Annotated in this window: 10 protein-coding genes; all 10 read right to left on the bottom strand. The window is 69.5% G+C overall.

What is annotated here, in order from left to right:
• Positions 1-49: 49 nt before the first annotated feature.
• A complete protein-coding gene (locus RWQ91_RS10420; RefSeq protein WP_314505727.1) occupies positions 50-1,084 on the bottom strand; it encodes an acyltransferase in 1,035 nt (344 codons plus the stop codon).
• Positions 1,085-1,200: 116 nt separating this feature from the next.
• The gene (tuf, locus tag RWQ91_RS10415; RefSeq protein WP_179430922.1) at positions 1,201-2,394 is read right to left on the bottom strand and encodes an elongation factor Tu; all 1,194 of its coding nucleotides are present in this window, start codon (positions 2,392-2,394) and stop codon (positions 1,201-1,203) included.
• 185 nt (positions 2,395-2,579) lie between these two features.
• Complete coding sequence (fusA, locus tag RWQ91_RS10410) at positions 2,580-4,694, bottom strand: elongation factor G (protein ID WP_314505722.1); 2,115 nt, start codon at positions 4,692-4,694, stop codon at positions 2,580-2,582.
• A 100-nt stretch (positions 4,695-4,794) separates the two neighbouring features.
• Positions 4,795-5,265: a 30S ribosomal protein S7 gene (gene rpsG, locus RWQ91_RS10405; protein ID WP_314505719.1), complete on the bottom strand. Its 471-nt coding sequence runs from the start codon at positions 5,263-5,265 to the stop codon at positions 4,795-4,797.
• A gap of 5 nt (positions 5,266-5,270) precedes the next feature.
• The gene (rpsL, locus tag RWQ91_RS10400; protein WP_257501467.1) at positions 5,271-5,639 is read right to left on the bottom strand and encodes a 30S ribosomal protein S12; all 369 of its coding nucleotides are present in this window, start codon (positions 5,637-5,639) and stop codon (positions 5,271-5,273) included.
• Between the two features lie 245 nt (positions 5,640-5,884).
• On the bottom strand, positions 5,885-6,358 hold the full coding sequence (locus tag RWQ91_RS10395) for a hypothetical protein (protein ID WP_314505717.1): 474 nt from the start codon (positions 6,356-6,358) through the stop codon (positions 5,885-5,887).
• Positions 6,355-7,755 (bottom strand): DUF5684 domain-containing protein, encoded by a 1,401-nt coding sequence (locus tag RWQ91_RS10390; protein WP_314505716.1) that lies wholly within the window; start codon positions 7,753-7,755, stop codon positions 6,355-6,357. The genes RWQ91_RS10395 and RWQ91_RS10390 overlap by 4 nt, the downstream gene beginning before the upstream one ends.
• Complete coding sequence (locus RWQ91_RS10385; RefSeq protein ID WP_314505715.1) at positions 7,752-10,301, bottom strand: transglutaminaseTgpA domain-containing protein; 2,550 nt, start codon at positions 10,299-10,301, stop codon at positions 7,752-7,754. The genes RWQ91_RS10390 and RWQ91_RS10385 overlap by 4 nt, the downstream gene beginning before the upstream one ends.
• Positions 10,298-11,695 carry a DUF58 domain-containing protein gene (locus RWQ91_RS10380; RefSeq protein ID WP_314505714.1) on the bottom strand — a complete coding sequence of 466 codons (1,398 nt, stop codon included), beginning with the start codon at positions 11,693-11,695 and terminating at the stop codon, positions 10,298-10,300. The genes RWQ91_RS10385 and RWQ91_RS10380 overlap by 4 nt, the downstream gene beginning before the upstream one ends.
• The gene (locus RWQ91_RS10375; RefSeq protein ID WP_314505713.1) at positions 11,692-12,657 is read right to left on the bottom strand and encodes a MoxR family ATPase; all 966 of its coding nucleotides are present in this window, start codon (positions 12,655-12,657) and stop codon (positions 11,692-11,694) included. Before RWQ91_RS10375 ends, RWQ91_RS10380 begins: the two co-directional genes overlap by 4 nt.
• Positions 12,658-12,674: the final 17 nt, after the last annotated feature.

The following is a 12,674-nucleotide window of genomic DNA, read 5'->3' as shown; positions in this document are numbered from 1 at the left end:
TCGATGCCAGCCCGGAAACCGCCGTGAGTACCGTGCGGAACGGCGCGCGCTAACTCGACGTCACATCGGGCTCGGCATGGTCTGGCGGCCGGGCGGGACTCGGTTCGCCGGGTTCGGGCCTCGTGCGGTCGCGAAGCCGCAGCACAGGTTGTTCGACGAAGCGGTACGACAGCTCGGCGATCATCAGGGACACCCCTACGCCGCTCACCACGCGGAGCCACTCAGGTACTTCCGGCGGCGCATGAAACAGCACGAGCGCCATGATCGGCAGGTGCCAGAGGTAAAGGCTGTACGAGCGCAGTCCCAGCCAGCGCATCGGACCGCGCTCTAGCGGTGGGAAACGGATCGTCAGCAATGTTGCCACCAGGGGGACTGCGAGGATCGCTCCGATCGAGATCGGCCATCCGGTGGTGAGGAAGGACGGCAACGGAACGAAGAAGACAATCAGCAGGCCGATGGCGGAAGGAATCGCGACGGCGCGCAGCCACCGCAGCACATGGGAGCCGGCGAATGCCAGTGCGCACCCGAGGGGCAGACCCATGGCGCGCACATACGTGTGGAGCGCACCGGTCTGGCCCTGCAGCAGATCTGTGCTGAAGATCGCCGCCAGGATGCCGATCGCGGGCACCCAGGCCCATGGAGAGCTCGTCCGTACGGCCATCAGCAGTAGTACGGGCCACATCAGATAGAACTGCTCCTCCAGACTGAGCGTCCAAGTGTGATCGAGCAGGCCCGATTGCATCGGAACAAGGTTGGAGGTGTAAGTGAGCGCATGCAGAACGTCGTGCGCAACCTCGGGAACGGCTCGTTGGGCCGCAATCGCAACCGCCATCACGAACAGGCACACCCCCAGCAGGGCGGGGTACAGCCGCATGAGGCGGCGTACGGTGAACCTCACCAGCCGTATCGAGCCCGTCCGCGAGTACTCCGCCCGCAGCAGACCAGTGATGAGGAATCCGGAGAGGACGAAGAAGACATCCACTCCCACGAAGCCTCCCGGTGCGAGCCCGGCGTGAAAAAGCACGACGGCCAGCACGGCGACGCCGCGCAGTCCGTCGAGTCCGAGCCAGCGACGCGTCGACATCCCACGATTATGTCATCGGCGTGGAACGACAGAGAGGGCCGGGCACCAGGCCCGACCCTCTCAGGATCGCTGTCGCGTCTCTCGATACGGAGCTAGCGCCTCCTCGAGAACCGGTACTACTTCAGGATCTTCGTGACCGTGCCGGCGCCGACGGTGCGGCCACCCTCACGGATCGCGTAGCCGAGGCCCTCTTCCATGGCGATGGGCTGGATCAGCTCGACCGTCATGTCGGTGGTGTCGCCGGGCATGACCATCTCGGTGCCCTCGGGCAGCGTGATGACGCCGGTGACGTCGGTGGTGCGGAAGTAGAACTGCGGGCGGTAGTTCGTGAAGAACGGGTTGTGACGGCCGCCCTCCTCCTTGGACAGGATGTACGCCGTGCCCTCGAAGTTGGTGTGCGGGGTGACCGAACCGGGCTTGACGACGACCTGGCCGCGCTCGACGTCGTCACGCTTGGTGCCGCGAAGAAGCAGACCACAGTTCTCGCCGGCCCATGCCTCGTCGAGCTGCTTGTGGAACATCTCGATACCGGTGACGATCGTCTTCTGCGTCGGGCGCAGACCCACGATCTCGACCTCGGAGTTGATCGCGAGCGTGCCGCGCTCGGCGCGACCCGTCACGACGGTGCCACGACCGGTGATCGTGAAGACGTCCTCGATCGGCATGAGGAACGGCTTGTCCTTGTCACGCACGGGGTCGGGGATCGACTCGTCGACGGCTTCCATGAGCTCGACGATCTTCTCGGTCCACTCAGCGTCGCCCTCGAGCGCCTTGAGGCCCGAGACGCGGACGACGGGGGCGTTGTCGCCGTCGAAGTCCTGGCTCGAGAGCAGCTCGCGGACCTCGAGCTCGACGAGCTCCAGGATCTCCTCGTCATCGACCATGTCGGCCTTGTTCAGGGCGACGAGCAGGTACGGCACGCCGACCTGCTTCGCGAGCAGCACGTGCTCGCGCGTCTGAGCCATCGGGCCGTCGGTGGCGGCGACCACGAGGATCGCGCCGTCCATCTGAGCAGCACCGGTGATCATGTTCTTGATGTAGTCGGCGTGACCGGGGGCGTCGACGTGCGCGTAGTGACGCTTGGGCGTCTCGTACTCGACGTGCGAGATGTTGATCGTGATGCCGCGCTGGCGCTCTTCAGGAGCGGAGTCGATCGACGCGAAGTCACGCTGCACGTTGGTGGCCGACGGGTACTTGTCGGCGAGCACCTTCGAGATGGCAGCGGTCAGCGTGGTCTTGCCGTGGTCGACGTGACCGATCGTTCCGATGTTTACGTGCGGCTTGGTCCGCTCGAACTTGGCCTTAGCCACTGGGTCCTCCTAGGACATTCGTGTAGATCCTCCGGGCGCTGGTTTGCGACCGGTTCTCTACGGGGATTGGTTCCACATTAGTGGAGAGTGTCTCGATACGCGCTGGCGCGCTACTCGACAACCGAGTATGAGGTATTAAGTTGTGAGTTTCGGATGCCGGGACTGAAGTCCCGGCATCCCTCGGGCTATTCGCCCTTGTTCTTCTGGACGATCTCGTCGGCGACGTTGCGGGGAACCTCGGCGTAGCTGTCGAACTCCATCGAGTAGACGGCGCGACCCGAGGTCTTCGAGCGCAGGTCTCCGATGTAGCCGAACATCTCCGACAGGGGAACCAGGGCCCGGACGACCTTGACGCCCTGGGCGTCCTCCATCGACTGGATCTGGCCGCGACGGGAGTTCAGGTCGCCGATGACGTCGCCCATGTACTCCTCGGGCGTACGCACCTCGACGGACATGAGCGGCTCGAGGATGACGGGGTTCGCCTTGCGGACCGCCTCCTTGAAGCCCATGGATCCGGCGATCTTGAACGCCATCTCGGACGAGTCGACGTCGTGCGACGCGCCGTCCAGGAGGATCGTCTTGACGCCGACCATCGGGTAGCCGGCGAGCACGCCGACGTTCATGGCGTCCTGGAAGCCCTGGTCGACCGGCGCGATGTACTCGCGCGGGATGCGGCCACCGGTGACCTTGTTCTCGAACTCGTAGGTCTTGTCGGCCGTGACTTCGAGCGGCTCGATCGCGAACTGGATCTTCGCGAACTGGCCGGATCCACCGGTCTGCTTCTTGTGCGTGTAGTCGTGACGCTCGACGGCCTTCTTGATCGTCTCGCGGTACGCGACCTGCGGCTTTCCGACGTTGGCCTCGACCTTGAACTCCCGCTTCATGCGGTCGACCAGGATGTCCAGGTGCAGCTCGCCCATGCCCTTGATCACGGTCTGACCGGTGTCGGAGTTCTGCTCGACGCGGAACGTCGGGTCCTCCTCGGCGAGCTTCTGGATCGCGAGACCCAGCTTCTCCTGGTCGGCCTTGGTCTTGGGCTCGATCGCGACCTCGATGACCGGCTCCGGGAACGTCATCGACTCGAGGACGACCTGGTTCTGGGAATCCGACAGGGTGTCACCCGTGGTCGTGTCCTTCAGGCCGATGACCGCGTAGATGTGACCGGCGGTGACCGCGGGGACCGGGTTCTCCTTGTTGGCGTACATCTGGAAGATCTTCCCGATGCGCTCCTTCTTGGACTTGGTCGAGTTCACGATCTGCGCACCCGAGTCCAGGTGACCGGAGTACACGCGGATGTAGGTGAGGCGACCGAAGAAGGGGTGCGTCACGATCTTGAACGCCAGAGCCGTGAAGGGCTCGTCGCGGTCGGCGTGACGCAGGATGACCGTCTCTTCGTTCTTCGGGTCGTGCGCCTCGATGGCGGGCACGTCCAGCGGCGACGGGAGATAGTCCACGACCGCGTCGAGCATGGGCTGCACGCCGCGGTTCTTGAACGCCGAGCCGCAGAGCACCGGGTAGAGCTCCGAGTTGACGGTCAGCTTGCGGATCGCGGCCTTGATCTCGGCAACGGTGAGCTCTTCGCCGCCGAAGTGCTTCTCGAGAAGCTCCTCGTCGGTCTCGGCGACCGTCTCGAGCAGCTCCTCGCGGTACTTCGCGACGATCTCGGCCATGTCGGCCGGGATCTCCTGGATGTCGTACTTGGCGCCCATGGTGACATCGCCCTTGGCGTCGCCGGCCCAGACCAGGGCGCGCATCTCGACGAGGTCGACGACGCCGACGAAGTCGTTCTCGACGCCGATGGGCAGCTGCAGCACGAGCGGCTTCGCCTTGAGCTTGTTGATGATCGTGTCGACGGTGAAGTAGAAGTCGGCACCGAGCTTGTCCATCTTGTTGACGAAGCAGATGCGCGGGACGTCGTACTTGTCGGCCTGACGCCACACCGTCTCGGACTGGGGCTCGACGCCCTCCTTGCCGTCGAACACGGCGACGGCGCCGTCGAGGACGCGGAGCGAGCGCTCCACCTCGACGGTGAAGTCGACGTGGCCGGGGGTGTCGATGATGTTGATCTGGTTCTTGTCCCAGAAGCATGTGACGGCGGCGGAGGTGATCGTGATGCCACGCTCCTGCTCCTGCTCCATCCAGTCGGTGGTCGACGCACCGTCGTGCGTCTCGCCGATCTTGTGGTTGGTTCCCGTGTAGTACAGGATGCGCTCGGTCGTCGTCGTCTTGCCGGCATCGATGTGCGCCATGATGCCGATGTTGCGGACCTTCGTGAGGTCGGTGAGCACGTCTTGTGCCACGGGGTTTTCCTTCCGGTGATCGATGGGGCGCCTCGGGCGCCCTCTCGAGATCAGGGTGAAGTGCGGGGGCCGGGTCCCGGCCCCCGCACTCAGTCGGCTGTTACCAGCGGTAGTGCGCGAAGGCGCGGTTCGACTCGGCCATCTTGTGGGTGTCCTCGCGGCGCTTGACCGCGGCACCCAGGCCGTTCGAGGCGTCCAGGATCTCGTTCTGCAGACGCTCGGTCATCGTCTTCTCACGACGACCCTTCGCGTAGCTGACGAGCCAGCGCAGCGCCAGCGTGTTGGCGCGATGAGGCTTGACCTCGATCGGCACCTGGTAGGTCGAGCCGCCGACGCGACGGCTCTTGACCTCGAGGGTCGGGCGCACGTTGTCCAGCGCCTTCTTGAGCGTGGCGACGGCGTCCTGGCCGTTCTTGTCCTCGACGCCCTTGAGCGCGGTGTAGACGATCGACTCTGCGAGCGACTTCTTGCCGTCGACGAGGATCTTGTTCACGAGCTGGCTGACGATCGGGGCGCCGTACACCGGGTCGTTGACGACGGGGCGCTTGGGGGCCGGTCCCTTACGAGGCATGGTCCTTAACCCTTCTTCGCGCCGTAGCGGCTGCGAGCCTGCTTGCGGTTCTTGACGGCCTGGGTGTCCAGGGCGCCGCGGACGATCTTGTAGCGGACACCGGGAAGGTCCTTCACACGACCGCCGCGCACGAGCACGAGCGAGTGCTCCTGCAGGTTGTGGCCCTCACCGGGGATGTAGGCGGTGACCTCGGTGCCGTTGCGGAGCTTGACACGGGCGACCTTGCGCATCGCCGAGTTGGGCTTCTTGGGCGTGGTCGTGTAGACGCGGGTGCAGACGCCTGCCTGCTGGGGGTTCGACTTGAGCGCCGGCGCCTTGGTCTTGACGACCTTGGGCGTACGTCCCTTGCGAACCAACTGCTGAATGGTTGGCACGTTCTCTCCTTGTTGTGCTGCACGGTGACAGCGATGGTGTTCTCACCACAAACCCACCGGCGCGGCACGATGAATGACGCGATTGTGTGGTGGGTATGCCGTGGGGGCGGCCTGTTCGCAGGCTTTTCCCTGAGATGTGGCGCCGGCTTCCTCACCCCGTGCCGAGGCACAGCGCAAGGCGCGCACGAGCGCACACCCCTCCATGATACGCGCTCCAGGAGGAGGTGGTCAAACGCGGGGGAACTTCACGGCCAGAGGATGATCACCAGCAGAGACGCGGCGGCGGCGAGCACGGCTCCGGATGCCGCCGCGACGACGATCAGGGCGGTCCGGCGTGCCCTGCGCTGGTGGGCGGCGGCGGCGGCGCGACCGTCGACGGGAGCCTGCGCGACCCGAGCGGGCGGGGCGGCGCGCACGGCGACCACCGGCTCGGGTGCCCGAGCGCCGTAGGAAGGGGATGAGGGGGGCGGTCCGGCGATCCGCCCGGAGTGCGGGTCGATCGCGGCGACGTCGGGACCGGATGCCGCTCGCGCAGGGCCGGTGGGCGGGACCGAGGCCTCAGCCGCACGACGGGACCCGCGCCGCCGCGACTCACGCCGGGCGATGACGGTCGAGCCCTCGGTCCAGGACACGTCGGTCGCGGCATCCGGAATCGTCGCGTCCTCGAGCGAGCGCCTTCGGCGCGCCGGCCTCGTCTGCTCGTCCGAGAGATCCGTCATCCGTCGCTGCGCTGCAGACGCACTTCCGCGTCGCCCAGGAAGAACCGCTCTCCGGCTTCGATCTCCTCACCCGGCGCCGCCTCGACCTCGGTGCCCATGAGGGTGGCGAACAGCACGCCGTTCGTCGACCCCAGGTCGGTCACATACCAGTGGTCTTCGCGCAGTGCCAGCCGGGCGTGGGTCTTGGAGACGGTCCCGTCGTCGATCGCGACCAGCTGCGCACCGGGGTGCGCGCGGTCGGGCGCCGGCTTGCGGCCCAGGAGCACCACGTCGGAGGTCAGCGGCACCGGCGCCCCCGACGGCGGCACCAGCGACCACGCGGTGCGGCGCCGGCGCGTGATGATCGTCGCATCCATCGGGTCGTCGGGGATCTCGGGCCGCGCGTGCTGGGCGGAGACCGACGCGCGCGCCGAACGCGGAGTGCCACCGTCCGGCGCCCCCACGATCGCCGACACCGGTCCCGACGTCTCCGGGAACGGGTCGGTCACCATCGGCGAGCGGGCGGGCGCCCAGGGTTCGTCGTCGACCGCGGCCGCCGGCGTCAGGGGCACCCGCGTGACCGGCGGCGGAGGAGCCGTCACCGGGGGCTCGGGGACGGGCGGGCGGGCCACGGCCGGCTCGTACCCGGCCGGGCGCATCGGCGCCGCCGCGACGGGTGCCGGTGCGGCGGAGTCCGCACCCGTCGCCTCGCTGGTCAGCTCGCTCACGGCGCCCAGGTCGAACCCGCCCCAGCGTCCACCGCCGGGCGCCGGAGCCGGCTCCGGCTCGAAGCCCGTGGATGCCGCGCCCTGGAGATCGGCGGATGCAACAGGCTGATCGAGGGCGGATGCCGGAGGCGCCGGAAGCCACGAGGGCAGCGGCGGAGACTCACGGCCCGGCGACGGCGCCCAGCCGGCGGAGGGCTGATCGAACAGGGGCGCTGAGGGCGTGTAGGCCGGAGGCGCCGCGCGCGGGACGTACTCGTCGGCGTCGGAGGGGCCCATCGAACGCCGCGGCCCGGAGGACGCCCCGCGACCGACCAGATCTGTGCCGAGCCACCGCGCAGGACCGAACCCCAGGATCGAGGCCCACACCGGAAGCACCAGCGCCGCGAGGACGGTCATGCCGACCCCGTGGCCGAAGGCGACATTGACCCGGTAGCAGGCGGCGATCAGCAGCACCCAGACGACGAGCTGTCCGGCGAACGGCACGAGCACCAGCAGCACCAGCCAGCCCGAGAACCCGCCCAGCTGCAGGAGCGTCGCGAGGTTGAGGAAGGGAACCCACGCTTTCCACGAACGCTCGCCGGACTTGCGGAAGACCGCCGACAGAGCGAGGGCCGTCCACACGTACAGGGCGACGAACAGCAGGAAGGAGATCAGCCCGAGGGCGATGCCTGTGGAGTCATCGGTGTTCATGGCGTGATGCGCACGGGCTGGGTGACCCGGCGCTTCCCCCTCTCGGCGAAGCGCAGCCGGGCGCCGGAGGGCGCCAGGTGACGTACGAATGATCTCAACGATACGGTCGCGGCCACGCCGCGCCAGAAGCCGCGCTCGCGAACCAGCGCGCGTCGCTGCTCGTCGACGGTGCGCCAGTAGGCCGCCGCCTCGGCGGCGGAAGCCGGATTCTGCGAGAAGACGGCGCGATCGGCATCCGTCGCAAGCGCCTCCGCCGCCGGCGTCGCGTACAGCGCGGCGAGCTCGCCGCGGGTCAGCGCGGGCGACGCCTCACGTCCCGCGTCGACGGCGGCGTCGACGTACTCGTCCCAGCCGGCCGCGATCCGGCTCGCAGGCGAACCCTGCGTGCGTCGCGTCCGGCGGCGCCCGGCCTTCGCTCCCGCCACGAGGACGAACGGGCCGGCGACCAGCAGCAGCACCAGCAGCCCGATCCCCCCGATGCGCAGGATCGGCCACAGCCACGCGAGGTCGAGACCGGACGCGTCGTCGGCGCCGTCATCGGCGCCGTCGTCCTCCTGAACCGGATCGGGCGGGACGACGTCCTGGACGGGATCCGGCCGCACCTCGGTGACGTTCTCCGGGTTGCGCTGCTCGGTCACCTGCAGGCTCGGCGACTGGGCGGCCTGCGGGGTGACATCGATCGGCACCCACTGCCCGTCAGCGGAGCGCACCTCGGTCCAGGCCGCCAGATCCTGCGCGCGGCAGGCGCCTGCCTCGCATGTGCGCAGCCCGGGGTCGGCGGAGCTGACACGGGCTCCGAGCACCACGCGCGCGGGGAAGCCCAACTCCTGCGCGATCAGCGCGACCGCGGTAGAGAACTGCTCATCGTCCCCGACCGCCGCGACGTAGTTCTGGGATGCGGCCGCCCGCGGGTCGCTCTCGCGCTCGAGCAGGCGCGCGAACATGGCGTCGATGCGCGCGAGGGAGTGTCCCGACGCACTGGGCTGGAACGTGTAGTCCGGGAGCGACTGCATCCACAGCGGAGGGGTCGGCCCGACGTCGATCGCGTGGCTCAGGTACCCGCGCTCGCGCAGCAGCTGCACGAGCCCCTCGAGGGCCGCGCCCCCTGACCCCGAGACGTGCTCGTCGACCCACGATCGCAGGCTGTCCGGTGCTGCGGTGACCTCCCCCAGCCCGCCCGGTGCGTCGATGGACGCGAGGTCGGGCTCGGCGGGCTCGACCGCGCGAAGGACGTACCCGTCGCCCGGCCGCCAGCCCTCCGAGGTCGTCTGGACCCCGGCGGCCGCATCGGCGCGGTAGTAGAAGCGGTCGGCGAGCGCGGCGGCTCGGGTGCCGGCGAACTCGACAGAGGCGAGCTGACCGACGGTCGGCATCCAGATTCCCTCGAGCCGGTCGATCGTGATGCGCGCGTCGACGGTGCGGCCGCTCCCGGCATCCAGGCTCGCCGGCACGCGGACGAAGCGCGCCGGACCGGCCGCGCTGCCGCCGCTGCGGTAGACCTCGCCGTCGTAGTCGTCGAGGGTGGCCAGGCGCACCCGCTCGGGCAGCGCGCCGTCGTGCGCCGCCACGGTGAACAGAACCACGTCGGCTCGCCCGTCGGCGAACAGCGACCGGTACTCGGCGAGCGGGCTGACCGCCGACGAGATCGCGAGCTCGGGTCCCGCGCCCGAGCGCAGCACCTCGCGCTCGGCGCCGCGCGCCGCGAACGGCACGACGACGGCGACGGCGAGGACCGCGGCGGCCAGCATGCCGGCGCCGAGCGCCGCCCGGCGTCGATCCACCGGTGACGGACGCCGCGAGAGGCTCACACCGCTGGATTCGGCGGCGCGGCGCAGCGACCGCATCCGCTCGTCCCGGCTGCGCCACGCGAGCCAGAGCAGGCAGACCAGCAGCCCCGCGATCCCCAGGGCGGTCTCCACCGGCGCCGCGATCGCGAACGGTCCGACCGGGAGGGGGGCGCTCACGCTCGAGCGCCCGAAGAACATGCCGAACGAGATCATCGCCAGGGCGATCGGGACCGCCGCGTACGCGGCGCGGCCCTTCTGCCACGCTGCCAGCAGCGCTGCGCACGTTCCGACGAGGAACACGATCAGGGCGGGGACCAGCAGGTTGCGGTACGTGCCCACCGGCAGATCGACGGTGATGAGGTCCTTCCACGCGAAGACGGCGCCGGTCGCCAGGTCGGCCACGCCGCGCGCGTACTCGAGGGGATCGCCGAGCCGCGACGGGACGGCCAGCGGGATGCCGAGCACGACGAACGCGACGCCGAGAAGCCCCGCTACCGGCCATCCTCCCCAGCGCCGCGTCCAGGCGAGCGCGGCGATCGCGGTCGCCACCAGCGCGCTGAGCCCGACCAGGAGGAGGAAGGCCGCGTCGCGGTAGATGGGCCAAGCGGCGGATGCGGCGAGGGCGACCACCACCGCGACGAAGAGCGATCCCGCGACGATGCGCGGCACGAAGACGATGCGCCGCCGCGCCTGCACGGTCTGCGCGCCCCGGTCCTGCCCGGCGACGTGGGCGGCGACGGGCCCGTTGCCGAGGATCACGATGTCGCTCCCCGCACGAGGAGCCCGGACAGGTCGTCGAGGGTGCCGACCGTCAGGACGGTGAGACCCGGCAGAGACCGCATGCGAGGGTGTGCACGCTCGTCGCACACGACCGCGACGACCGCGGTGTCGGCGGGAAAGCCCAGGGCCGACTGACGCAGCCGGGCGAGCGGGACCTGCGAGCCGACCACGACGAACGCGATCGACAGGCGCTCATTGGCCTCGGCGGCCAGGCGGCACACATCGGCGATCGCCATCGTGTTCGCGATCACGTCCACCCCGCTGAACCCGTCCAGCATCACGCGTCGGGATGCCGTCGGGATGTGGCGGATGGCGCGCAGCCGGCCCCGCACGACGCGAGGGATCTCCGCGCCGGTCACGATGTCCACTTCGCGTGCGTCATGCATCGCACGCAGGCCCAGCGATGCGGCACTGCTCACCGCCAGCTCGAACTCGTCGGCATCCGCGTATTCGGCGTCCGCGACCGACAGCACGACCGCCATGCGCGAGCGACGGGACTCCTCGTACTGGCGCACCATCAGCCGCCCGGTCTTGGCCGTGGATTTCCAGTGCACCTGCCGGCGCGAGTCACCCGGCGCGTACTCGCGGATCGCGTGGAAGGACATGTCGGAGTCCACCAGGCGACGCGTGGGGCTGCCCTCCAGGTCGCGGATGAGGCCCGCGCTCGTGGACGGGATCGCGACGGTGCGCGGGTGCACGTACAGTTCGTGCACGTCGTCGAACGCGTGCTCGCGCCGCAGCAGGCCGACGGGGTCGCTGCGGACCGTGGTGGCCGGCCCCACCGAGAGGATCCCCCGCCGGAGGGCCGGTATCTCCAGCGGATGGGAGAGCGCCTGACCGGGACGCAGCAGCGGCACACCGAACTCCACCAGACCGGCGCCGACGGGGATGTCCACTCTCCCGGGCAGGGCGACGCGGCGGCTGTCGTTGCGGACGACGATGTCGCCGGTCACTGCGCTGCCGGCGACCACCCGCTCGTGGGCGAGCACGAGATCGACGTCGTACGAGCGCGCACCGAACAGGAACGGCACGCACATCAGCAGCAGCAGCAGCGCGATCGATCCGGCCACGATCCATTCCATCCACCCGAAGGCGACGCCCAGGGCGAGGCCGACCGTCGCCGCGGCGACGACGAGGACGCCCGCCGGGCGCACGGTGCGGGCTGTCCAGGCGGCCGCCGCTTTCAGCGCAGCGCGCGATGCGTGCGCGGCCCTCGTCCCCAGGATGACGGCGCCCACGATCCGCCGGCCGCGCCGCGCGCTGGTGAGCTGCGTGGTCGTCCCCGGCACTCCGCTCGGCGCGGGCGCTCCCGCGGTCGCCGCCGAGCCTGTGGCACCGGGGGCGCGGGTCATGCGGGAGTCGGTCAGGCTCATGCGGTCTCGCGGCGACTCGGTGGCGCGACATCCAGCAGCACCTGGCCGATCACGGCCTCCTGGGTGACCCCGTCGAACTCGGCCTCGGGGTGCAGGATCAGCCGGTGCGAGAGCACCGAGACGGCGAGCGCCTTGACGTCGTCGGGGGTGACGTACGTGCGTCCCTGCGAGGCGGCGCGCGTGCGGGACGCCTTCGTCAGCGACAGCGCCCCGCGGATGCTGACGCCCAGGCGCACCTCGTCGGCCGAGCGCGTGCCGTCCACGAGCCGGGCGATGTAATCGAGCACGAGTGCGTCGACGTAGACGGTCGCGGCGAGGTCGGCCATCCCGACCATGGCCTGCGGGCCGATCACGGCGGACAGCTCGGCCGTCGCCACCGCGGCGCCGTCGAGGATGCGCACCGTGGCGGCGTGATCGGGGTAGCCGAGCGAGGCCCGCATCATGAAGCGGTCGAGCTGCGCTTCGGGCAGTCGATAGGTGCCGGCCTGCTCGACGGGATTCTGGGTCGCGAGGACGAGGAAGGGGACGCCGACCTGCCGGGAGACCCCGTCGATCGTGACCCTCCCCTCCTCCATGACCTCCAGGAGCGCCGACTGGGTCTTCGGGCTCGCGCGGTTGATCTCGTCGGCCAGGACGATGTTGGCGAACACCGGACCGGCGTGGAACTCGAAGGTGCCGGACTTCTGGTCGTACACCGTGATGCCGGTGATGTCACCCGGCAGCAGATCCGGCGTGAACTGGATCCGGGTGTTGGTGCCCTGAACCGATTGCGCCATGGCGCGCGCGAGGGAGGTCTTGCCGGTCCCGGGCACGTCCTCCAGGAGCACGTGCCCGTCGCTGAGCATCGCGGTCAGGACGAGTTCGACCACCCGCCGCTTGCCGAGCACCGCGCGCTCGACGTTGTCGGCGATCTGGCCGAACGTCGTCTGGAACCAGGCGGCCTGTTCCTGCGTGATGGTCATGTCGATGTCGTCCTCAG

Origin of the sequence: uncultured Microbacterium sp., from assembly GCF_963524805.1 — a bacterium.
Classification (GTDB): Bacteria; Actinomycetota; Actinomycetes; order Actinomycetales; family Microbacteriaceae; genus Microbacterium.
The sequence above is the reverse complement of the archived record's forward strand: the minus strand, read 5'-3'. Positions and strand labels throughout refer to the sequence as shown.